A 23,149-nucleotide genomic window follows, 5' to 3' on the forward strand; every position below is an offset into this window, starting at 1 on the left:
CATAGAAAAAGCAGCGCGCCATAATCCGGCACACTGCCCTTCTCTCTTGCTTTCTGTTCTGTTTTTTGTATATCCCTGTATCATGTCAAATATTCAGCTATTCTCCGCAGCCATTCCCTCTTCCAGCCATCTTCTGAACACCAGCTCCCGCAGATGGAACAGGGAACCCTGGTCAGCATACTGGTGGAAAGGAAAACTGCTGATACCCTTTTTTCCGCACAAAAGCTGTATCTCCCTTATAAGCCCGTCTTTGTAGGAGAGATTCTGCGGCAGAATGACTGCCTGGTACCGGTCGTTTTTGCGTTCCAGTTCGTAAATACCGCTTTTTACAGGTATGTAGGCATAAGGGCTGACCACACCGAATTCCTTCAGGAAGCATTCCACGCTGAAACGGTACCACTCACTTCCGTAAATAACGGCAATGGGCTTTTCCCCCTGCAGCTTGGCAATATTGCTGATGGTCTCATTGGATACGGACAAGACCACCTTCTCCACCGGTATCCTGTCTCCGCCTTCCACCACATGCTTCACGGTTGCCCAGACCTCATCATGATGGTTGATGGTGGTGGCGAACAGGTCATATTTTTCTCTGTTTAATATGCCGGGCTTTTCCCTGATTTCATCTATGAGATACGCGTCCGCATGGACATTGCAGAAGTCTGCAATCTCCCGGGCTGTATCCTGCAGAAATTCCTCGCTGCAGTCTATCCAGGCAAGCTTCAGCCTCTCTCTGTCCGGGACATGCCTCCAGGCGCTTTCCATGAACATACGCTCAATCTCTTTCTGGCTTTTGCCCATGGATGCCAGCTTTTCTATGGCATCATCAATCACCCCGCATACTTTTTCGTCCATATCAGCTCTTCGGCTGGTGTCCACATAAGTACCGCTGCCTTTTTTCGTGGATGCATAGCCTTCCCTGCACAATTCCTCATATGCCTGCTTCACCGTGTTGCGGGCCACATGCAGATTCTCGCTCAGCTTCCGCTCCGGCATAAGCCGCTCCCCCTCTTTCAAGGTACCGTTCTCTATCTCTGCCATTAACTTCTGCGCGATCTGAAGATATACAGGTATCTTTCCGTTCTCTTCTAATGTCCAGCTCATATTTCGCCATTTCCCTTCTGTCTGTCCATCTTGCCTACCACTTCCACCATGTGCATCCAGGAACCCTGGTCAATCTCATATTCCATGGGAATGATCCTGCTCCTGCTTTTCCTTGCCCTTGCCACCACCTGCAGTGTCCACGCACTTGCATACTCTATGTAATCGGGAGAAATGATCAGGGGCATTCCCTGCCGGCAGCAGTTGTCAATAGCCTCACTCATCTCTTCCTCACTGGCACAGATCTGTTCATTTGTCTTGCCCAGATGCTGCAGGGTCCTCCTTGCATTCTTCAAAAATGTAGCGCTCCTGTACAAAATGCAGATGGGCTGGTCTTCCGGTATGGTGGCCAGACGCGCTATGGTCTCTCTGCTCTCCACCAGCGCAAAGGTCTCAGTGGGGATCCCCAGGGCATCCGCATACCCTATGAACTCCTGGTAATGGCTCTGGGAGATAAAGGCCAGATCACACCTGGAACTGATCACTCTGCTCCCTGAGAGCAGTTCCTCCAGCACATAGGTTTCCACCGTCAGATTGGGGATGGATTCCACCACGGGTGCAATGGAATGCAGGATCTCAATATTGCACTCCACCAGTGCTGCACAGATTTTCTGTTTTTCCTGAAAATGGCTGACCAGTTCCTGCTGTGCCAGCAGAAACACACGGTTCATGGGCAGACCGCTGGACGACACTTTTGAAAACATTTCCTCCACGATATCCGAAGGACTTTTCCCCCTGCTCTGTCCGTTTTCTGACTGCTTTTTCTGCACATAGGCACCTCCGCCGCGGATCTTCTGCACAACGCCTCTGTCCTGCAGCCAGGTATATGCTTTTTTCACCGTACCCACAGACAAACCGGAAACCTCGGCCATTCTGACCTCTGAGAGAAGCCGTTCCCCCGGAACCAGGATGTCATCCGCTGCCTGCTGCTCCAACTGCCGGGCAAGCTGAAGATACAGCGGTGTTCCGCTGTTCTTATCTATCTCTATTTTCTCCATCGCAACAACCTTAAACTTTCTTATTCTCTGATAAATCCATTGTATCATATCCCCACATCTAAAAAAAGAGACTGCCGGAGGGAAAATTTGTACATTCTCCCCGACAATCTCCTGATATGGCTGATTTCAGGCGAATCAGTCCTCAAAGGTCTCTTTCAGTTTGTCCATAAAGCCCTTTTTCTTTTTCTCTGTGCTGCCGGACGGGCGGTTGCCGCAGGCCTCATCGAATTTTCTGAGAGCCTCCTTGGCATCCTCATTCAGTTTGGTAGGTACCTGAACCACCAGTGTCACATAGTGGTCGCCGCGCACGCTTTTATTTCTGAGAGACGGCACACCTTTGCCTTTCAGACGCACTTTTGTGTCTGTCTGGATACCCGGCTTCACATCATACATTACATCTCCGTCCACTGTGCTGATGCGCACCTCGCCGCCGAGGGCAGCCTGCGCAAATGTAATAGGCGCTGTTGAGAATATGTTCATATCCTGCCTCTGGAAAATGGGATGGCGGGCAACAACAACCTCAACCAGCAGGTCTCCTCTCGGCCCGCCGTTTGTTCCCGGTTCTCCCTTATCTCTGATACGGATACTCTGTCCATTGTCAATACCTGCCGGTACAGAAACCTGGATTTTCTTTCTCTGGTTCACGTATCCGGTTCCGCGGCAGTCTGTACATTTGTCCTTGATCACCTTACCGGTACCGTGACACTCCGGACAGGTCTGTACATTTCTCACCATACCGAACATGGACTGCTGGGTATATACCACCTGGCCTTCCCCGTGGCATTTCGGACAGGTTTCCGGGGAAGTTCCCGGCTTCGCACCCGTTCCGTGACAGGTATTACAGGTCTCCTTCAGGTTCAGATCCAGCTCTTTTTCACAGCCAAAGACTGCTTCTTCAAAGGTAATGCGGACGGACGCCCTTACATTGGCACCCTTCATAGGGCCGTTGTTGGCTCTTCTTCTTCCGCCGCCGCCAAATAGATCGCCGAAAATATCGCCGAAAATATCACCCATATCGGCGCCGTCAAAACCGCCGAAGCCTCCAAAGCCTCCTGCTCCGCCGGCACCTCCGTTTTCAAAGGCCGCATGGCCGAACTGGTCATACTGTCTTCTCTTATCCGGGTCACTCAAAACGCCGTAGGCCTCTGTAGCCTCCTTGAATTTCTTCTCCGCTTCTTTGTCTCCGGGGTTTACATCAGGATGGTACTTCTTTGCCAGCTTACGGTATGCGCTTTTGATAGTGGCGTCGTCAGCGCCTTTGTCCACGCCTAAGACTTCATAGTAATCTCTTTTATCTGCCATTGGTCTTATTCCTTTCTAAACATACAGTCAGGCATGGAGTGCTGTAAACACCCCATGCCATCCAAGTCATTTACTGACAAAGCTATTTTATACTTCTCTGTAGTCTCCGTCAACCACATCATCACCGTATGCTTCATTTCCTCCCTGAGTGCCTGCGTCCGGGCCCGGACCTGCCTGTGTTCCCTGGGAAGCCTGTGCCTGCTCATACATCTTGGCGAAGAGTTTCTGTGCGCTCTCCATCAGTTTGTCTTTGCCGGCCTTGATGTCAGCCACCTGAGCATCTGTGATCTCGTCTGTATTTGCACAGCTGTTTAACAGTTCTTTTAATGCGTTCAGATCTGCTTCTACGGCAGTCTTGTCATTGGCATCCAGCTTGTCGCCTGCCTCTTCCAGAGCTTTCTCTGTCTGGAATACCATAGCGTCAGCATCATTCTTGGTGTCTACAGCTTCTTTTCTCTTCTTATCCTGTGCTTCGTACTCAGCAGCTTCTCTTACTGCTTTATCAATATCATCATCGGACATGTTGGAGCCAGCTGTGATGGTGATGTGCTGTTCTTTGCCTGTTCCCAGGTCTTTTGCAGATACATTTACGATACCGTTGGCATCAATATCAAAGGTAACCTCGATCTGCGGAACACCTCTTCTTGCAGGCGGAATTCCGTCCAGACGGAACTGTCCGAGAGATTTGTTGTCTCTTGCAAACTGTCTCTCACCCTGTACCACGTTGATATCCACTGCTGTCTGGTTGTCGGCTGCTGTGGAGAAGATCTGGCTCTTCTTGGTAGGAATCGTTGTATTTCTTTCAATCAGCCTTGTTGCGATACCGCCCATGGTCTCAATGGACAGAGACAGCGGAGTAACATCCAGAAGAAGGATATCGCCTGCGCCTGCATCGCCTGCCAGCTTACCACCCTGTACGGAAGCACCCAGAGCTACACACTCATCCGGGTTCAGAGTCTTGCTCGGCTCTTTGCCTGTGAGCTGTTTTACTTTGTCCTGTACAGCCGGGATACGTGTGGAACCACCTACTAACAGTACCTGGCCCAGTTCGGAAGAGTTCAGTCCTGCGTCAGACAGTGCGCGGCGAACCGGCTCTGCTGTTCTCTCAACCAGGTCATGTGTCAGCTCATCGAATTTGGCTCTTGTCAGGTTCATATCAAAGTGCAGAGGTCCGTTGCTGTTCATGCTGATGAACGGCAGGTTAATGTTGGTTGTGGTTGCGGAAGAAAGTTCTTTTTTCGCTTTCTCGGCAGCCTCTTTGATTCTCTGCATTGCCATTTTGTCTGCGGAAAGGTCTACACCTTCGGCTTTTTTGAATTCAGCGATCATGTAATCTGCAACTTTCTGGTCAAAGTCATCGCCGCCCAGACGGTTGTCGCCTGCTGTGGATAATACTTCGATCACTCCGTCACCGATCTCAATGATGGAAACATCGAAAGTACCGCCGCCTAAGTCGTATACCATGATCTTCTGCTCTTTTTCATTGTCCAAGCCGTAAGCAAGTGCTGCTGCTGTAGGCTCGTTGATGATACGTTTTACTTCCAGGCCTGCGATCTTACCTGCGTCTTTTGTTGCCTGACGCTGAGCATCGTTGAAGTAAGCGGGAACTGTGATAACTGCCTCTGTTACTTTCTCGCCCAGGTAGTTCTCTGCATCACTTTTCAGTTTCTGAAGGATCATTGCAGAAATTTCCTGCGGAGAATATTTTTTGTCGTCAATTGCCACTCTGTAATCCGTTCCCATATGTCTCTTAATGGAAGAGATTGTTTTATCTGCATTGGTAACGGCCTGACGTTTTGCCGGCTCACCTACCAGTCTTTCTCCTGATTTTGTAAAAGCAACTACGGACGGTGTTGTTCTTGCGCCTTCTGCATTGGCGATAACTACCGGCTGACCGCCTTCCATAACACCTACACAACTGTTTGTTGTACCTAAGTCAATACCTATAATTTTACCCATGATAAATTCCTCCTGAATTTAAAATCAATTACTTTTCCTGTTCTAAGCGGTTTAACGCTCCGCCAGAGCGTTTCATCTATGAGATATAATCCGAGCGGGCTGTCCCGCCGGAGAATTTGGGTTGCGCCTCCGGCGCACCATCTAAAACTAATTGGCAACCTTCACCATGCTGTGTCTCACTACGTGGTCTTTGTAAAGGTAACCTTTCTGAAACTCTTCTACAACTATATTCTCACCGGCTTCTTCATCCTCCACATGCATCACTGCATTGTGGTAATCCGGATTAAATTCCTGCCCTACTGCTTCGATGGCCTTTACGCCAATCTCTTCAAAAACGGTCATCATCTGCTTGTATATCTTTGTCATGCCGTCCGCAAAAGGGCTTTCCTTTTCATTTTCGGGAACTGCAGCCAAACCTCTTTCAAAGTTGTCAACCACCGGAAGAATCTTATCGATCACTTCACGCGCACCGATCTCATACATGGAAGCTTTTTCCTTCTCCGTACGCTTTCTGAAGTTGTCGAACTCTGCCATCTGGCGCTTTACCATATCGGTGAGCTCTTCTATCTTCTCATCTTTTTTATCTTTTTTCTTTTTACCGAACAGGCCCTTTTTCTCGGCTGTCTTTCCTTTTGCCTGCTCTTCTGTCTGGCCTTCTGCTGCCTCAGCAGCCTGGTCATCTTCCTCAACGGCCTCTTCGCAGGTGGCCTCCTCTGCCAGAGCCTTGTCGTCTTCCTCTAAGATTTCTTCTGCCTTCTCTTCAGAAGCCGCATCCGGCTGCATCTCTTCATATAATTCTTTTTCTTCTGACACGAATCCGTACCGCCTTTCTAGGTTTTCTTAAATATATTGTCCAACTGCGTCTTCAGCGTCTTCAAATTGTTCACAACATTCTCGTAATCCATACGCTTTGGGCCTATAATACCGATGGTTCCCTGCATACCGTCTCCCAAATCGTATGTGGCTGTCACAACGCTGCAGTCTTTCATAGTTTTAACAGGGGTTTCATTTCCAATGTATACCTGAATGCCGGTATTCTCTTCGGAATTCATAGTATCCTTTACCAGATCCACCAGCTCCTGCTTTTCTTCAAAAGCGGAAATCAGTTCACTGGCCTTGGAGGTGTCTGCCAGCTCCGGATATTTGAAAATATTCGTTGTTCCGCTGGTGTATATCTCCACCTCATCATCATCCACCGCAATGGCATTGGCCACCGCGTCAATGACGCTTCCCACAACCGCGCTGTGAATACCTGCCTGTTCTTTCATCTTAGTGATCATACCCAGATTGATCTCCTCAATGGTAAGGCCGTTTAGCTGGGTATTAAGAAGCAGGTTCAGCTTCAGCACTGTGTCATCATCCATAGGCTCCTGAAGGGTTATCATGTGATTCTTCACTATATTTCCTTCAATCACCAGAACTGCCAGAAGCTGCATCTCAGCCACTTTGGAAAGCTGGATGAATTTTAATTTGTTCCTGTGATAGGTCGGGCCGGTAATCATGGTCGCATAGTTGGTGTTGGATGCAAGAACCTTCACCACCTGTTTGAGCACCTTCTCCATTTTGTCGGTCCTCTCGATCATCAGTTCCTTGATCTCCGAAACTTCCTGTTCCTTCTCCCGCATCAGCTCATCCACATAGAGACGATAGCCCGCGTCTGAGGGAATCCGTCCTGCTGAAGTGTGGGGCTGTAAAATGTACCCCAGTTCCTCCAGGTCTGACATTTCGTTCCGGATGGTTGCAGAGCTGAGATTCAGGTCAGTGTATTTTGAAATCGTTCTCGATCCAACCGGTTCGCCGGTTTCCAGATACGTCTGGATAATGGCTTTTAATATCTTTTTCTTACGCTCATCCAGTTCACTGTCCATTATAATCTCCTTTCTGCTTCCGCATTGATGGCCCCGGATGTTGTTTCCGGTGTTGTTAGCACTCGTTTGTGTGGAGTGCTAACATCTATGTTCTTAAGATAGCACCAGCGTGTTTATTTGTCAAGGGCTTTATATTTTTTTTAGAAAGTTTCAGAATCCGCAATAATAGGAAAGAAAAGGGACGCAAAAAAAACAGAGGGGAGCCGTTCAATATTAACAGCATTCCCTCTGTTTTATTATAATATCAGTAATTTCTTCCCGCTGTCTTTTCATTTGCAGGGACTATATAAAAGTTTTCCTCTGTCAGAGGTTCTTCGTCCTCCGGAATGGATTTGAGAAATAAAAAGCTCTCAATCTGGGCAGTATCCAGTATCCTGTTGAGTCCGAATGTGTGAATATATTCTTCTCCCTCATCTGAGGAAAATCCACAGCTGCCCGGCCCGCCGTATAAATAGGAATATGTGGTGCCGTCCTTCATCTTTACACCTATCAGCTCCGGTGGTTCTTCTGTTAACTCCACATCAATCTCTTCCCCGGAGTCATTATACCCCTTCTCTTTCGTCTTGGTTCTGGGAAACCGGTATGTCACCTGCGCAGAAATCGGTGATATCTCTATCTTTTCTACCACAGCACCGGTGTCACCCAGAGCAATGTCCGGGCTGCATGCTCTTACCATGTCAGACCTTTCCAGGTTCCAGTCAAAGCTCCAGGTTCCTTCGATATTCGGTCTGTAGCCTTCCAGATACAGACCACCGAGTCCTGTCAGCTCCAGATGGATGGGCTTTTCCATAAAATAATCTTCACTCTCTGCGTTAAAAAGAACGATATTGTATTCCATACTGCCGTCTTCCAGCACATAAGAAATCTCCTGGTCTTCCGTAAAGGGCGTTCCATCCAGATTCACTGCCTTCCCATCCTCAGGACTCTGTACAATGTTATCAAAAAAATAAGATGAGAGGTTTACATAATCCTCCTCATTTTCTGCATCATCTATATTTTTCCCATCAATGGTAATCAATGTCCGGCCGAAATCAGGCTGTTCTCCCTGCGGCGGTTCATACCCCTCCACCTTTAAAGAGATGCGCAGAAAATGCTGATCCACAATTGTCTGTACCATCGTAACCGTAACCCCCTGGTCCGTCACAGACTGATCAATGGGAGCTGCCATATGGGCATCTTCCAGTTCACGCTTCTGCTCCTCCTCCACTGCCATTCCGTCGGAAAGGCTTTTGCTCCACTTCATATAAGCTGCTGCGCCCGCGGTAACCGTACCGAAGGCAAGAATGGCTGCCGCAGCCAGAATCCAAAGCTTTTTCCCCGGCATTCTGCCCCCTGTTCTTCTTTCTGCTGCTCTTTCCTCTGCCGCTCCTGCCCCAGCGTCCTTTTTTATAGAAGCAAAGGCTTCATTGGCTTTCTGCCGGACTTTATCAGGAATCTCTACCTCTTTCCTGAGTTTCTCTATCATCTCCTCTTCTTTCATGCTCATATCAATTTCCTCCTCTCTGCCTTCGGATAATACTCCTCTGACATCTTCTTTCTGGCCCTGGCAATCCTGGTCCGGACAGTTGCCTCCGGTATCTCCAGGATCTCAGCGATCTCTGACATTTTAAAGCCTTCCACATAGTACAGGATGATCACAGTTCTGTACTTCCCATCCAGCATATCAAGCGCCTCATTCCATTCCAGATTGCCGTAGCCCTCCTCTTTTACTTCCACCTCAGGCATCTCGTCTGTGAAGAAGAGGTTCTCTTTTTTCTTCCTTATGTCATTGCATTTGTTGATCAGTATTCTGGTCATCCAGGTACGGAAATACCTATCTTCCCTGAGCCGGTCTATTTTCTCCCAGCAGGTGAGGATTGTTTCAGAGATGGCGTCTGCCGCGTCCTCCTCGTTGGAAAGCAGAGAACGCGCAGCTTTGTACATGTTCTGCATCTGAGACTGCATCAGCTCCGTGAATGCGTCCGCATCCCTCTCCTTTGCTTTTTTGATCAGATTATTCATATCAGGTTCCTTTCTTCCGTACGTACGTTTCCACATGTTTTTCATGTTTCTGCTTATTAGACCTAAGGATCGCCGGAAATGTTTCAACACATTCTTAATTTCTTCCAGACCTCATTTCCAAAGCACGGCCGCCTGCTGTTATTATCTTTTATATAAAAATGGCCGGCGTCCCGTAATATCCGGTGCGCCAGCCATTTTTTATGCTGCTGCTTTTTTATTAAATACTTTATTGATCACAAATACCACAACGATCAGAGCCACAACTGCAAATCCCAATGATACAGCGCTCTTGGTCGCCCCTGCAATAATAAACGCAATAAGAGCGATCACACCGTTCACAAGCGCATAGGGCAGCTGGGTCCTCACATGTTCGACCAGATCACATTCCGCACCTGTGGAGGACAGGATCGTGGTGTCAGAGATTGGCGAGCAGTGGTCTCCGAACAGTCCTCCGGATAAAACCGCGCCTACGGCAATGGCAAACGGAATGGAGAATGCCTGCGCCATTGGTATGGCAAGAGGCATCATGATCGCAAAGGTTCCCCATGAACTTCCTGTGGAAAAGGACACGAATGCACCGAACAGAAAGATTGCCGCAGGAACCAGTGCCGCGGAAAAGCTCATGGATTTCAGCACATCCACAATAAACTGCGCCGTGCCCAGTTCACTGATCATGCTCCCCAGGGACCAGGCAAGAATCAGGGTGATTGCCACATCCGTCATCCCTTTCATACCGCCCACATACACCTTGAATGTCTCGCCGAAATTCATGACTTTGAAAAGACAGATCATTAGGATCAGAACCAGTGCCCCGAAAAAGTATCCCATAGTAAGTGCAACCCTGAACTCGTTGCCGTCCACCTTCTTAAACGGAAATCCCAGCGGTGCCAGCGTGGCAAACAAAGTGACAAATACAACTATGATGGGAAGGATCACCATGATCGGTTTTGCGTTCTTTTTGGAGTATACCCCGGTGTTTTCTTTTTCCTCCTCATGCTCTGTAAAGTTATAATCTGCCTTTTCTTTCTCTGCCTTTTGCTCCGCTTTTTTCATCTGGAAAAAATCGATCTTTGTAAATGCGATCAGCGGAATCATGATAATTGCCAGAATGGCATAAATCTGAAACGGAATGGCCTGCACAAAGGTAGTGTAATCTGATGCCTTTACGCCCAGATTGTCAAACTCTGACTGGATGAGTCCCATAATATACACACCCCAGCCGATAAACGGGATCAAAATAGCCACCGGAGAGGATGTGGAGTCCAAAATCCAGGCCAGTTTTTCCCTGGAGATTTTCAGTTTGTCAAACAAAGGCCGGAACACAGGTCCCACCAGAAGCGGGGTTCCCAGGTCGGAAAAGAAGATAATGATCCCGCCTGCCCATGCGCAGAGCTGTGCCTTTAACTTTGTGTTAACATAGCGGTATGCGCTCTGCCCGAAAGCCTGCGCGCCTCCTGACTTTTCCATCAGCTTGATAAATCCGCCGATGAACACCACCAGTACGATAACGCCCGCATTATAGCTGTCTGTAAGCTGTACGAATAAATAATCACCGATCATAGATTTCACCGCTAAGAACGGGTTACCGTGGCTGAATATCAATACACCTGTAAGTCCTCCGCAGAAAAGGGAAAGAATCACATTTCGGCTCTTGATTGCCAGGATAACAGCTATGATGGGCGGCAGTAAACTTAAAATACCGTAATTCATAGGTTTCCTCCCAATATATAATATTTTCACGCAGAAAGGGCCGTGACCGGTTATCTGAAAGCGGCCATGGTCCTGTATTTCTGCCCTTTTTATGGGCAGTCCATGAGTAATATTACATGATTCTGAATAAATTTACAAGAATTTTATTTCGTTACCGGGGAAATATATTTTCGGCAAAAGAAAACGGCGGAGTAAAATCCCCCGTAAGGGACTTTGCCTCCGCCGCTCATCTATGCTTGGGCTTGTGAAGATTAGCTTGTGAAGATTTAATTCTCTGATATCTCTTCCAGATTTTTTCTCAGCTCTATCATCTTGTCACGCAGCTCTGCTGCCATCTCGAAATTCAGATCCGCTGCTGCTGCCCGCATCTGTTTCTCCACGTCCTTTATCAGCTTCTGCAGTTCCTTTTTGTTCATGGATTCCGGGTCCTTTATCAGTTTCTTCTCCGTCTCGGCTACACTCTTGGAGATACTGATAAGGTCACGGACTGCTTTTTTGATGGTCTGCGGTGTGATGCCGTGGGCCTCGTTGTACTCCTGCTGCAGCTTACGGCGGCGCATGGTCTCGTCAATGGCAAGACGCATGGAGTCTGTTATGGTATCCCCGTACATAATAACACGTCCGTCTGAGTTACGGGCTGCACGGCCGATGGTCTGGATCAGGGATGTCTCGGAACGCAGGAATCCCTCTTTATCTGCGTCCAAAATGGCCACAAGGGTGATCTCCGGAATATCAAGCCCTTCACGGAGCAGGTTGATTCCCACCAGCACATCAAAGACATTCAAACGCATATCACGGATGATCTCCGTGCGTTCCAGGGTATCAATATCAGAGTGCAGGTATTTGACACGGATGCCCAGCTCTTTCATATAATCCGTCAAATCCTCTGCCATCCGTTTTGTCAGCGTAGTTATGAGTATCTTATTGCCTTTTTCCACTTCTTTATTGACCTCTCCCACAAGGTCATCAATCTGTCCTTCCACAGGCCGCACTTCCACCATGGGGTCCAGAAGCCCTGTGGGACGGATGATCTGCTCAGCACGAAGCAGTTCATGGTTTGCTTCGTAATCTCCCGGGGTGGCGGATACGAACATGATCTGGTCTATTTTGCTCTCAAATTCCTCAAAGTTCAGAGGACGGTTGTCAAGGGCTGACGGCAGACGAAATCCGTAGTCCACCAGAGTGCTCTTTCTGGAGCGGTCACCTGCGTACATACCACGTATCTGGGGGATGGTCTTATGGGATTCATCTACAATGATCAGATAGTCATCCCCGAAATAATCCATCAGTGTATATGGCGCCTCCCCGGGTTCCAGCCCGGAAAGATGACGGGAATAGTTCTCGATTCCGGAACAGAATCCTGTCTCCTTGAGCATCTCAATGTCAAAGTTAGTCCGCTCTGAAATCCTCTGGGCTTCCAGCAGCTTATCCTCACTGCGGAAGTATTCCACACGCTCCTTCAGCTCCTCCTCGATGCCAACAGCCGCCTTCCGTATCTGCTCAATGGGCACTACATAGTGGGAGGCCGGGAAAATAGCAATGTGATTGAGCTGAGATTTTATTTCACCGGTCAGGGTGTCAATCTGGGTGATCCGGTCAATCTCATCCCCGAAAAACTCCACCCGCACTGCCATATCTGTATAATCCGCCGGAAAGATTTCAAGAACATCCCCGCGCACACGAAACGTACCGCGGTGAAAATCCATGTCATTCCTGTCATACTGGATATCGATCAGCTCTCTCACCACATCGTCACGGTCTTTCTCCATACCCGGTCGGAGGGAGATGATCATGTTCTGGTAATCCTTCGGGCTTCCGATACCGTAGATACAGGATACACTGGAGATGATGATGACATCCTTCCGCTCACTCAGGGAGGAGGTGGCGGAGAGACGGAGTTTGTCTATCTCGTCATTGATGGATGAGTCTTTGGCGATATAGGTGTCGGATGAGGGGACATAGGCTTCGGGTTGGTAGTAGTCGTAGTAGCTGACAAAGTATTCTACTGCGTTCTCAGGGAAGAACTCTTTAAACTCACCGTAGAGCTGGGCGGCAAGGGTTTTATTGTGGGCAATGATAAGGGTCGGCTTCTGGATCTGCTGGATGACATTGGCCATGGTAAAAGTCTTTCCAGACCCCGTAACCCCTAGTAAAGTCTGGCATTGGTTGCCTTCTTTGAAGCCTTTCACGAGGGCTTCGATTGCCTGCGGCTGGTCGCCGGTGGGCTGGTATTCTGAGTGTAATTTGAACTCCATAATGTATGTTTACCTCCGTGGTGACCCAACAAAAAGTTCGCCTATAGACCAAAAATTCGTAAAACAGAGTATTCAGTACCGTGGTCTATAGGCGAACTTTTTCCATTTTACGAATAAAGGTCACCAAAACCTGTTTTGGGATACGTCGTAACACCAGATAATACCTGGTGGAAATAGTATTCTTTAAAGTCACTAAAAATTATAACATAGGCATATAAAAATGTATAGGTAAAAGCGGAACATTTGTTCTTTTTCTTTCTTTTCCCGGCTGAAAATGATGATTTTGGGCTTCGTCCTCTTATAAGATTTTGTTCCTGTAACAGGATTTATTTTAATATATCCGGAGATAACAGCCTCTTTTATAGCCAGATTCAGTATTTCCTGCCCGTTCTCTCCTGCCGATGGACTGGCTTTCGCAATACAGGCAAGCAGACTGTCCAAATATTCTACATTCGTATATTTCACTTTTACTTCTTAATAAACAAGCAGGATTTAATAGGAAGCAGACCAGATAATTTTTAAAACTTTACAAATATAAAAACCGGCATCTGCCGGCTTTTATATGTAACTTATTCTATTTTTTCGCATGCACGCTCTGCCTATGTCAATTTTCTGCTGCTGCTCTTTTTATATTCCGCATTTCATTTTTTTCTATGGCCACTCTTGTAATGATCAAAGCCAATATTAAAATAACACCTCTTATCAATTGATTTACATTTGACGTTCCACCTAATAATGTCAATCCGTTATCAAGCATGAAATAGGTCATAACACCAATGATCAATTTATAAATACGTGTACCAGAGCCTCCCTGTACCGGAATACTCGCCAAGAACATGCAGAGCATTACTTTCATCTCCACTCCTGCGCCCATTGTATTAGATGCCCCTCCAAGACGAACTACAACAAATATTCCTGCAATACCCGCAAGCAGGCCTGAAAGTGTATAAGCCACAATCTTTACAAGACTCACCGATGTCCCGGTAAATTCCATAGCAAGTTCATTTTCACCGATTGCACGTGTATATTCTCCAAAAGGCGTAAACCGGAAAATATATCCGAATATGATCAATACAACAAGGGCAATCAGCAATTTTATACCCAGGTTATCTAGCTTAAGCATCTGCTCATTGCAGATAAACACCTGAGACTGCAGCCACCAGTTTAATACAGCTCTGATTGCCAGCAGCATTGCCAGTGTACACATAAAGGAGGGAACTTTAAACTTTGATATAACAATACCATTTAGCAGACCTACTGCTGCCCCTACCAATATGGCTGCCGGAAACATGGCCCAGAAGCCAATGTTCAGAGCTGCATAAGCCCCCGCTGTTCCTGCCAGACCGATAATAGAACCACAGGTGATATCCGTTCCTCCCATAGCCACTGCAAAAATCATCCCCACTCCTGCCAAAAGATAAGGTACAGCCTGATTTATAATGTTCAGAATATTATTTACGGCAAATACCTGACCGCCTGTTAAAATGACAGCTGCTAATGTAATGACGAAAAAAATAATCAGGGGCATGACTGCGCCTATGTCAATATTCTTTTTACTCTTCTTCATCAGATCATCGCCTCCACTATTTTCTCTTCAGCAAATCCCTCATCCCTGCTCAGCATCCCAGAAACTTTTCCATCTTTCATAATGAGCACTCTGTCAGACATTCCCATCACCTCCGGAAGTTCATCGGATATCAAAAGGATTGCTCGTTTTCTTTCCTTCGCCTCTTTTTCCAGCAAATTATAGATATATGCCTTTACCCCGATATCCACTCCTCGTGTGGGACAATCCAGAATAATAAAATCCAAATCCTGGATCAGCCATCTGCTGAGATTCACCTTTTGCTTGTTTCCCCCTGACATGCTGTTTACCGGAGCATCTACACTGACACACTTTATTTCAAATCTTTTTTTTGCATCATCTGCCAGTTTTTTTAATTTTCGGGGGCTTACAAACCAGCAGGAGGATGCCATTTTGGACAGCGATGGAATCTGGATATTTGTAGAGATTTTAGCCTGCAGCATAAGCCCTTCTGAATCCCTGTCTTTTGAGAGATATGCCCCATGGTTCCCTGTAATGTCTTTTGTCCGCTTTACCGCCTTGACACCATCCTTTGAATAGATCAGAATCTCCCCGCTCCGGATATGTTCTTTGCCGTAAATAGCGCGTCCCAAATCATGAATACCGCCATCTGACAATCCGCAGACTCCAAGAATTTCTCCTCTGAACAGATCAAAACTGATACTCTGCAGCTTGTCTGTCGTTAGTTCCTTTACACTGAGCACCAATTCTCCGCTATTGGAAGCTTTTTTGTCTTCCCTGTAATAGTGGGCACTCACCTCCCGTCCAATCATGACCCGTTTTAATTCATCCAGATTAAATTCCTTCTTTTCCACAGTCATAACTGCACTTCCGTCGCGCAATACCGTAATACTGTCACAAAGTTCCAAGGTCTCTTCCAAGTCATGAGAAATCATAATGATCGAATGCCCATTCTTAACAAAGTCTGACATGATCTTATATAATTTCTGACGGTTATCATGTGACAATGCCTGTGTGATTTCATCCAATACCAAAATATCAGGCTCTATAGATAACGCTTTTACCAGTTCCACCAATTTTCTCTGTTCTATAGACAAATCCTGAGTCAATACTTTTAAAGGAATGTTCTCAAACCCGTATTTTTCCAAAATATCTGATGCAGCCTTTTCCATGGTTCTCACATTTAAAATTCCATATTTCGTAAACTGTTTTGTGTGTCCCATAAACATATTGACTGATACAGGAAGGGTTCCCAGAACTCCCAGTTCCTGTACTACCATTGCCACTTTGCAATTATTGGCATCAATCGGACTTTTAGGCGCATACTCTTTCCCGTTCAGAAACATGCGGCCGCTTGTAGGAATCTGAATCCCACAGATCTGAGAAGTCAGAGTGGATTTTCCAGACCCATTCTCTCCTATCAATCCCCTGATTTCTCCCCGCTTAAGCTGAAAATCCACATCAGCATTGGCATGGGTAACGCCATACCACTTATTTAATTTATCAATCTGTAATATCACTTTATCTGCCATCATTTCGATACTCCTTTATAATTGAGTTTTGAAATGACACCACAAAGGATAACGATCACACCAAGCAGGATATCCTGCCCTGTTCCGGAAGGTACACCGAGCAGTGTCAAACAGTTAAACAATCCGGCGATCAGCAGTGAACCAAACAATACCCCTGCCGGAACACCGATAATGGACTCAAAGGATGTGGCAAGCAAAAACACTGCCAGGGATTTAAATATCTGAGACACTGAGTTCATTCCCGTGACTGCTGTCAAATGGCCGTTAAAGCTGATATAACACATTGCGGCCACTCCGATGAACAGACCGCCGATCAACGTACCAATCAGCAGCGACTTATCTTTTTTGACCCCCATTGCGCCGGCTACTCCCGCATTACATCCCAGTGCACGTATATTCATTCCAATTGATGTATAATTATATAGAAAATAACATACTGCAAATCCGGCCAGCCAGACAATGATCATTCCCGGAATACGACCAAACCCTCTTGATGCTCCCATCTCCAGTACAGCCGTTCCCTGAGTTTTTGACATCCATTCAGAATACATTCCCATTACTGCCTCATACACCAGCGTCATTCCAAGGCCTGCGATCCATGAAGGGATTCTTGCTTTCAAACCAATGGTTACTGTCAATAATTCACAGCAGGCGGCACAGATGAGACAGCCTGCGATCAATCCTGCATAACCCAGGCCAAGTTCAGCGCTTAAGTATGCCCCCACATTCCCTGCTAAAATAACAGTAGCTCCAATTGACAGATCCACAATTCCCCCTGTCATGATAAACACCATTCCAAAACCGACTAATCCCGGAAATACTGCATGTGAAACTGTTGAAATGATATTTGTCGTGGAAAAGAATCGGTTCCCTGTCAGCACATTAGCAAGGACAAACAGCAGCGCATAACATACATAAAACACAGCCATCTTAAACCAGCGTTTGTTCTTTATTGAAGATTTCTCTGCCATAACATTCCCCTTCGCTTATTCTAATCCGGCTGCTTTCATCTCATCGGCCGAAATAGTGCCTTCCTGATACTTTGCGTTCAGTCTGTCTTCCAGAGAATAAGCGGTTACTATGTTGTCCTCAAAATCCTTTAATGACATACCAAGCATTGCCTGACATTCCTTGTCTGAATAGATACAATCCCCTGCGATATATGTATTAAACAGATCCATCTCCTCTACCGGAATACTAAAGGCAGGTACCATATCAACATAAGGCGCTGTACCATCTTCATTCAGCATAGGTGTACCATTTAATTTATTACACATCAGCGCTGAAGCATAAGAACCACACACTAAAAAATCGCCAATCAGGAATTGTACATAATCCTCATCCTTCATAGAAGAAAGAATCTTCTCATCAAAATCTGCTGTAATGATCTTCATATTCTTATCATTATATTTCTTAAGAGTTTCCAGTGCCGCAGAGCCAAATGTTGAAGCGCCTGTTGCCATAATGAAATCCGCATCCGTATGTGCAAGATACATATCTTCCGCCTGCGTCACCGCCTGGTTTGAATCATCTGTATGCTGTGTTCCCAGTATCTTTCCACCTGCCTTTTCAAAGGTATCAGTAAATCCCTCTATACGGGGAGTACCTGACGCATCTCCCACACCGGAAGCGAGGATAAAGCAGGTTTCATATCCCTGTTCAATGGCAAATTCTGCCATCTGTACACCGTAAGAATAGTTGTCCGGTGTGGTGGCACCGCAGTAGGTCTTATAGGTAGCTAATTTATCTGTGATTGCCTGATCTGTAGGAACTTTGTCTGCCAGAACAAACGGAACTCCTGCCTTTTCACAAAGCTCTGCAACCGACAGATACAGGGAATCATTTGGAATCCATAATACAAGTCCATCACAGCCAGACGCGATCATATTTTCAACATCAGTCACCAACTGATCCAGGGATCCGTTATCGCATACTCCCATTGCTTCATAGCCACAGGCTTCGATCACGTGTGACGTATTATTAGCCAGTGTATCAAGTGCATAATCACCAGCCGCAAAATAGTTGTACCCAATCTTTCCTTTTGAAGCTTCAGATTTTCCCTCCTCTGAAGCTCCGTCGGCTTCGCTCGCCGCTTTTGTTTCTTTTTTTGCTGTTGTTTCTGTTCCCGATTTGGAAGCCTCCGCCGGAGATGCCCCGCAACCTGCCAGACTCAGAAAAATTACAGATGCTACAGTTGCCGCAATTGCCTTTTTTAATCCTTTTTTCATACCGTTTTCTCCTTTTACTCTGTTAACTTGTGATCAAGTTACTTTATGACACAAAGTTTATCGAAAAACAGTATGTTTTTCAACGCACAAAACTTTTCATTTAGTGGAGAATATTATGATTTCTTGTTGCTGCATTTGCGGTAGCTTCCAGGTGAAACTCCTACATATTGCTTGAACACTCTGCTAAAATATTTCTCATCTGCATATCCGATCAGCGGAGCTATTTCATTTACTTTTAAATCTGTCTCTTCCAGAATTTCCTTTGCTCTCTCCACACGATAATAATTCATATATTGGACCAGGGTCTTCTGTGTTTTTTTCTTATAAAGGTCGCAGAGATAATTAGGTGTCAGATTAACTGCCTTTGCAATATCCTCCAGCGTGATTTCCTCTGAATAATGCTGATTGATATATTTTTGTGCCAGATATATACGTTCATCGGGACGCTGCATCAGAATCTTTATTTTACTAAGATACCGGCATGCAAAAAGATAAATCCAATCCAGCAGATCATTTAAGGTCCCATAAGAATCCTTTAATTCATAATACTCTTTGGATATCTCAGCCCATGTTTCTATGGAAATCAGATTTGACTTGTACATACGCCTTTCAAACTGTATATAAAACTCCTCCGCCATAGCATATGCAAAATCCACTGCTCCCTCTCCATACATCTGTATATTTTCCACCTTGTGTACATACCATATTCCGAACATTTCCATATCACAAACATCCAGAATATTGTTCAGTCTGCTCTTTTCCTCTACCGTATAATTATCATTCCAATGATCACTCTTATGATTCAAATCACTCCATCGAATGATCCGGTCTGTCCCAACCAAAATGCGGTTTCTGCAAATGTACAATGCTTCTTCTATATACTCGTCCAAACGGTAAATAGATGTACAGGTATGCGGAACTGTGATGGTATATTTCATTTCGGGATGTACTTCAATGACTGCTTCACATATTTTCTGTTCCATATCAAGAAATTCCTGAAAATCATATACATTATTTAGCACGACTAAAAAGTATTTTCGAAACTGATACACAGCAAACTCTCCGGCTGGTATACTGGAACTGAAAATATCCAGGATAATATGAAAAAGAACCGCGCTTGTCTCTTTTTCCTCACGCCCGTCCTTGCCATCTAATACTACCAGGCCAATATTAAACCTCCCCTCGCTCATATTCATTTCATACTCATCATTAATCTCCCATAAAAGCTTTGTCCTGAAATACGCATTGTTGCTGCTGATATTTTTAAGAAACTGCTGTTTTAGCTTATTAAGTCTCATTTCTGTAAACACTCTGAATTTCTGCTCTGCAAAGCTTTCCATACTTTCTCTTCTCAATATATTCAACAGCTTACTATCTTCAACCGGTCTGTAGATATATTCATACATCATATGATCCATTCTTCCATTATCTCTGAAAATCCCCGCATAGTCAGAGATAACAATGGTAATTATATTTTGTCTTATATTGAGTTCTTCCGCCAGTCTGTAAATTTCCCTGGCTCTTTCATCTATGATCACGACCTCCACAGATGCAGCGTCCAAAGACTCTATGGCCTTAATGACTGAATCTGTTTCATCAATAACTGCATATTCAAGCCTTTCTGAAGCAATCATTGTCTTTAGCTGTAGTATAAGCTGTGCGTCGGGCGATACGATCAACAGATTTTTCACGTTAATCCCTCCTGAGTATATGCAGCGAAAGCCAGCGCAAATACGCTGGCTTTACACACTTTGTCTTTAGTTATTGTTACTTCTCTTTTCTTCCAATTGTCTTCTGATCTCTTCACTGTCTGAATCGCTGAGGTCCCAGAAAAAGCACACCAGCGCGCCGAGGAAGAACAAAATAGCCGGAAGGAGATTGACTGTAAAGTTAATTCCCCTTAAAGTTTCTGCTGATTGCTGGATATTTGCCTGATAACCGAAGAATCCCAGAAGGAGGGCTCCTACAGCTCCGCCTACGGCATTACCTGCCTTGGTCGCCAATGTAAACATGGCATAGGATGTCCCATCCGTCCGCACTCCGCTTTTCAATTCCTGATAATCGATAGCATCTGATGTCATGGACAGTGTGATTGGAAAGGCCAGATTAAACGCTCCGAAAATAATGTGTCCAATGATCACTAATACAAGATTATCAAAGGGAGCCAGGTAAACGATCAGCAAGCCAACTCCCTGCATGGCAAGACCCGTCATCAGGGTTCTTTTCTTACCAAATTTGCGCATAAGCGGCGCCACAAAAAAGGATGCCAGCGTACCGCCTATTGCAGGAATCGTCATAATTACTGCGATCAATGTAAATGCCCCGAGACAATAGATCACATAGTAAGTTGTAATAGCAATCCTTCCCATAAAAGCAGTCATCTGAAGCAAAACAATGGCAAATACCAGAATCAAATATTTATTGCTGACGATATTCTTAATGGTCACCTTCAACGGTATTTTTTTGTCATTATTACCCGGCATGATCCTTTCTTTACATCCAAGGAAAACACACCAGAATAGAGGTACCGAAATAATACAATAAATCATTGCCGTCATGAAATAACCACGGCCTGTCGCTACTTTTGCACCATTGGAAAATGCAAGCATGATAAAGCTGGAACACACATTGATCAGTATCATACCAACACCCATACCAACTGAACGGCAGGCATTGATTTTGTTCCTCTCATCCGCATCTGTGGTCATAACGCCAGCCAAAGCGCCGTAAGGAATATTTACCAGTGTGTACAGCATACCGGCAATAATATACGTCACGGCAGCCCATGCAATTCCCTTCGTCCCATTTCCAAATGGAGCAGTAAATGTCAATATGATCGCCAGTGCCAAAAATGGACTGCCAAATGCTATGTACGGACGAAAACGTCCAAATCTGCTCTTTGTGCGTTCTGCAATCGCCCCCATCATGGGGTCATTGATTCCATCCCAGATCCGTGCGCACAGCATGATAGCAGAAACAGCAACCGGCGCGAGTCCTACAATATCCGTATAAAATATGGTAAGATACGAACCCACAAAAGTCCAGCCGAACTGGCTTGCCAAATCACCCAGTCCATAGCAGAACATACTCCATTTTGTAACCCTTTTTTCTTTCATTGCCTCATCCCTTCATCACTTTCTTAATTTTTTGATTTTAAATTGTTTTTATTGCAATTATCATAACATATTTCTCTTCATTTCGTTTTATCTGCAATATCAACATGTTGCCGGAATGAGCAAAAGTTTCTCTGCCAGAAACAAAAGAATTTACACCATTACTTTTTCTCTGAATCGGATAGACAAAAGATTAATGTACATGGCAAAACGATAGTCATCAATGATCCCCATATCACCCTCAAAACAATAAATATGATCTGCGTACTTTTTAAATTGGGGATAATAGGCATCCGTGAGCACAAACAGGGCCGCGCCCCGTTCTTTGATTTTCCTGATGATCTCGTTTACATCAACCGCATCAGATACAATGGGGGCAAGCATAATCACCATATCCTTTTCTGTCAGATTTTTGATATCCTCCAGTTGTTCCGATGCAGAATTTTTTATCTCACTCATATGGCCAGTCATGATCAAATCGCCCTGAAAACGGTATTCAGAAAACACGGTCCCATTGGTATAAAAATTAACCTTTTTACTGTTTTGGATTGAATCTATGATCTGATCCATTTTCTCAACACTGATATCCTCCCTCAGATTACTGACCTGTCTCTCCATCAATGCCAGATAAGCCACCAGGTCATCTTCATACTTTGCTTTTGCATTAAAAGAAACATATCTGTTTAGCATCTCATAGTTCTTTATCGTATTGATCAGGTTATTCTTAAAATCCTGAAACCCACGGTAACCCAGCTTTTTACTAAGTCGGCTAATGGTGGTTGGCGAAACATAGCAGAGTTCTGCCAGATCATAGATTGTGCAGTTCTTTACCTTATGAATATTTTGCAGAATGATTCCCACAACGGTATGGTAAATATCCCCATCTTTGCTATTATTATAATATACCTGCAAGCCTTCCAGTGCGTGCATATCAGACCCCTACCTTTCCTTCCATATATAACAATTCTTCTTATACCGTCCATACTACTATAAATGTCTCATAACTTCCAGCAGAAATCTCTACCTTTTTATCCTACGCAGCCGTCTTTCAAATACCGAGACACCTATTCCCACATAATACACACCAGCCGCCATTGATATCAGGATTTTAATGCTTTCTATCAGCCATCCCTCTGACATCCTTCCCAGACTACCCAGTGTCAGTGCAAAGCCGCAAAGCCAGGCCGGAAGGTATGGCTTCTCCCGGAATATCACATTTGCAAACAGGACAGCGCTCCCGCCCATAATAAACAGGACCAGAAAAAGCGCCGCATTTTCATTAAAATACTTACCCAACAATTTTATCTGCCAATCAGCCAGATTTCCCCAGATAACGCCGCCTGTAAATCCGAGCATGATCCCATTTGCTCTGCATGCCTGATTGCCCGCTGCCACATAAATTCCTGCGCACACCAATGCGATCCAGCTGCACTCAATACCGATTATTCCTCCGAGTACAGCCCATACAGGCGGCAGCAATGCAACTCCTAACGCTAAAATATATTTTTCTTTTTTTTCCATGATCTCCTCACATAAAGA

At 45.4% G+C, this 23,149-nt stretch carries 18 protein-coding genes; all 18 read right to left on the reverse strand.

What is annotated here, in order from left to right:
• Positions 1 to 93: 93 nt before the first annotated feature.
• The 18 genes from MUB35_RS07115 to MUB35_RS07200 all read right to left on the reverse strand — a co-directional run bounded on the left by MUB35_RS07115 (position 94) and on the right by MUB35_RS07200 (position 23,131).
• Positions 94 to 1,101 carry a GntR family transcriptional regulator gene (locus MUB35_RS07115; RefSeq protein WP_033142364.1) on the reverse strand — a complete coding sequence of 336 codons (1,008 nt, stop codon included), beginning with the start codon at positions 1,099 to 1,101 and terminating at the stop codon, positions 94 to 96.
• Positions 1,098 to 2,096, reverse strand: a complete 999-nt coding sequence (locus MUB35_RS07120; protein ID WP_197064119.1) for a GntR family transcriptional regulator — start codon at positions 2,094 to 2,096, stop codon at positions 1,098 to 1,100. The genes MUB35_RS07115 and MUB35_RS07120 overlap by 4 nt, the downstream gene beginning before the upstream one ends.
• 135 nt (positions 2,097 to 2,231) lie before the next feature.
• Positions 2,232 to 3,398: a molecular chaperone DnaJ gene (gene dnaJ / locus MUB35_RS07125; protein ID WP_244805953.1), complete on the reverse strand. Its 1,167-nt coding sequence runs from the start codon at positions 3,396 to 3,398 to the stop codon at positions 2,232 to 2,234.
• Positions 3,399 to 3,485: 87 nt separating this feature from the next.
• The gene (gene dnaK, locus MUB35_RS07130; RefSeq protein ID WP_033142361.1) at positions 3,486 to 5,357 is read right to left on the reverse strand and encodes a molecular chaperone DnaK; all 1,872 of its coding nucleotides are present in this window, start codon (positions 5,355 to 5,357) and stop codon (positions 3,486 to 3,488) included.
• A 147-nt stretch (positions 5,358 to 5,504) separates the two neighbouring features.
• Positions 5,505 to 6,140 carry a nucleotide exchange factor GrpE gene (gene grpE, locus MUB35_RS07135; RefSeq protein WP_033142398.1) on the reverse strand — a complete coding sequence of 212 codons (636 nt, stop codon included), beginning with the start codon at positions 6,138 to 6,140 and terminating at the stop codon, positions 5,505 to 5,507.
• 47 nt (positions 6,141 to 6,187) lie between these two features.
• Positions 6,188 to 7,225: a heat-inducible transcriptional repressor HrcA gene (gene hrcA, locus MUB35_RS07140; RefSeq protein ID WP_181014503.1), complete on the reverse strand. Its 1,038-nt coding sequence runs from the start codon at positions 7,223 to 7,225 to the stop codon at positions 6,188 to 6,190.
• A gap of 244 nt (positions 7,226 to 7,469) precedes the next feature.
• Positions 7,470 to 8,711 (reverse strand): DUF4179 domain-containing protein, encoded by a 1,242-nt coding sequence (locus MUB35_RS07145; protein WP_244805954.1) that lies wholly within the window; start codon positions 8,709 to 8,711, stop codon positions 7,470 to 7,472.
• A complete protein-coding gene (locus MUB35_RS07150; protein WP_225305378.1) occupies positions 8,708 to 9,262 on the reverse strand; it encodes an RNA polymerase sigma factor in 555 nt (184 codons plus the stop codon). Before MUB35_RS07150 ends, MUB35_RS07145 begins: the two co-directional genes overlap by 4 nt.
• A gap of 162 nt (positions 9,263 to 9,424) precedes the next feature.
• Positions 9,425 to 10,936 (reverse strand): Na+/H+ antiporter NhaC family protein, encoded by a 1,512-nt coding sequence (locus MUB35_RS07155; RefSeq protein WP_033142358.1) that lies wholly within the window; start codon positions 10,934 to 10,936, stop codon positions 9,425 to 9,427.
• 266 nt (positions 10,937 to 11,202) lie between these two features.
• Positions 11,203 to 13,191, reverse strand: a complete 1,989-nt coding sequence (uvrB, locus tag MUB35_RS07160) for an excinuclease ABC subunit UvrB (RefSeq protein ID WP_033142357.1) — start codon at positions 13,189 to 13,191, stop codon at positions 11,203 to 11,205.
• A 604-nt stretch (positions 13,192 to 13,795) separates the two neighbouring features.
• A complete protein-coding gene (locus MUB35_RS07165) occupies positions 13,796 to 14,758 on the reverse strand; it encodes an ABC transporter permease (RefSeq protein ID WP_033142355.1) in 963 nt (320 codons plus the stop codon).
• Positions 14,758 to 16,272: a sugar ABC transporter ATP-binding protein gene (locus MUB35_RS07170; protein ID WP_052099586.1), complete on the reverse strand. Its 1,515-nt coding sequence runs from the start codon at positions 16,270 to 16,272 to the stop codon at positions 14,758 to 14,760. Before MUB35_RS07170 ends, MUB35_RS07165 begins: the two co-directional genes overlap by 1 nt.
• On the reverse strand, positions 16,269 to 17,240 hold the full coding sequence (locus MUB35_RS07175; RefSeq protein WP_033142354.1) for an ABC transporter permease: 972 nt from the start codon (positions 17,238 to 17,240) through the stop codon (positions 16,269 to 16,271). The genes MUB35_RS07170 and MUB35_RS07175 overlap by 4 nt, the downstream gene beginning before the upstream one ends.
• Before the next feature lie 15 nt (positions 17,241 to 17,255).
• Positions 17,256 to 18,497 carry a sugar ABC transporter substrate-binding protein gene (locus MUB35_RS07180; protein ID WP_033142353.1) on the reverse strand — a complete coding sequence of 414 codons (1,242 nt, stop codon included), beginning with the start codon at positions 18,495 to 18,497 and terminating at the stop codon, positions 17,256 to 17,258.
• A 113-nt stretch (positions 18,498 to 18,610) separates the two neighbouring features.
• Positions 18,611 to 20,188, reverse strand: a complete 1,578-nt coding sequence (locus tag MUB35_RS07185; protein ID WP_054351926.1) for a helix-turn-helix domain-containing protein — start codon at positions 20,186 to 20,188, stop codon at positions 18,611 to 18,613.
• Positions 20,189 to 20,254: 66 nt separating this feature from the next.
• Entirely contained in the window at positions 20,255 to 21,613 is a 1,359-nt protein-coding gene (locus MUB35_RS07190; RefSeq protein ID WP_033142351.1) for an MFS transporter, read from the reverse strand.
• A gap of 150 nt (positions 21,614 to 21,763) precedes the next feature.
• On the reverse strand, positions 21,764 to 22,540 hold the full coding sequence (locus MUB35_RS07195) for a MurR/RpiR family transcriptional regulator (RefSeq protein ID WP_033142350.1): 777 nt from the start codon (positions 22,538 to 22,540) through the stop codon (positions 21,764 to 21,766).
• A gap of 90 nt (positions 22,541 to 22,630) precedes the next feature.
• The gene (locus MUB35_RS07200; protein ID WP_033142395.1) at positions 22,631 to 23,131 is read right to left on the reverse strand and encodes a DUF1097 domain-containing protein; all 501 of its coding nucleotides are present in this window, start codon (positions 23,129 to 23,131) and stop codon (positions 22,631 to 22,633) included.
• Positions 23,132 to 23,149: the final 18 nt, after the last annotated feature.

It is taken from the genome of Blautia sp. NSJ-175 (assembly GCF_022867815.1).
Lineage (GTDB): Bacteria > Bacillota > Clostridia > Lachnospirales > Lachnospiraceae > Blautia > Blautia celeris.

What these genes read in the sequence shown, in the direction of transcription:
- MUB35_RS07115 (WP_033142364.1), bottom strand. Translation starts at nt 1,101, where the DNA reads ATGAGCTGGACATTAGAAGAGAACGGAAAGATACCTGTATATCTTCAG.
- MUB35_RS07120 (WP_197064119.1), bottom strand. Translation starts at nt 2,096, where the DNA reads ATGGAGAAAATAGAGATAGATAAGAACAGCGGAACACCGCTGTATCTT.
- dnaJ (WP_244805953.1), bottom strand. Translation starts at nt 3,398, where the DNA reads ATGGCAGATAAAAGAGATTACTATGAAGTCTTAGGCGTGGACAAAGGC.
- dnaK (WP_033142361.1), bottom strand. Translation starts at nt 5,357, where the DNA reads ATGGGTAAAATTATAGGTATTGACTTAGGTACAACAAACAGTTGTGTA.
- grpE (WP_033142398.1), bottom strand. Translation starts at nt 6,140, where the DNA reads ATGCAGCCGGATGCGGCTTCTGAAGAGAAGGCAGAAGAAATCTTAGAG.
- hrcA (WP_181014503.1), bottom strand. Translation starts at nt 7,225, where the DNA reads ATGGACAGTGAACTGGATGAGCGTAAGAAAAAGATATTAAAAGCCATT.
- MUB35_RS07145 (WP_244805954.1), bottom strand. Translation starts at nt 8,711, where the DNA reads ATGAGCATGAAAGAAGAGGAGATGATAGAGAAACTCAGGAAAGAGGTA.
- MUB35_RS07150 (WP_225305378.1), bottom strand. Translation starts at nt 9,262, where the DNA reads ATGTGGAAACGTACGTACGGAAGAAAGGAACCTGATATGAATAATCTG.
- MUB35_RS07155 (WP_033142358.1), bottom strand. Translation starts at nt 10,936, where the DNA reads ATGAATTACGGTATTTTAAGTTTACTGCCGCCCATCATAGCTGTTATC.
- uvrB (WP_033142357.1), bottom strand. Translation starts at nt 13,191, where the DNA reads ATGGAGTTCAAATTACACTCAGAATACCAGCCCACCGGCGACCAGCCG.
- MUB35_RS07165 (WP_033142355.1), bottom strand. Translation starts at nt 14,758, where the DNA reads ATGAAGAAGAGTAAAAAGAATATTGACATAGGCGCAGTCATGCCCCTG.
- MUB35_RS07170 (WP_052099586.1), bottom strand. Translation starts at nt 16,272, where the DNA reads ATGATGGCAGATAAAGTGATATTACAGATTGATAAATTAAATAAGTGG.
- MUB35_RS07175 (WP_033142354.1), bottom strand. Translation starts at nt 17,240, where the DNA reads ATGGCAGAGAAATCTTCAATAAAGAACAAACGCTGGTTTAAGATGGCT.
- MUB35_RS07180 (WP_033142353.1), bottom strand. Translation starts at nt 18,497, where the DNA reads ATGAAAAAAGGATTAAAAAAGGCAATTGCGGCAACTGTAGCATCTGTA.
- MUB35_RS07190 (WP_033142351.1), bottom strand. Translation starts at nt 21,613, where the DNA reads ATGAAAGAAAAAAGGGTTACAAAATGGAGTATGTTCTGCTATGGACTG.
- MUB35_RS07195 (WP_033142350.1), bottom strand. Translation starts at nt 22,540, where the DNA reads ATGCACGCACTGGAAGGCTTGCAGGTATATTATAATAATAGCAAAGAT.
- MUB35_RS07200 (WP_033142395.1), bottom strand. Translation starts at nt 23,131, where the DNA reads ATGGAAAAAAAAGAAAAATATATTTTAGCGTTAGGAGTTGCATTGCTG.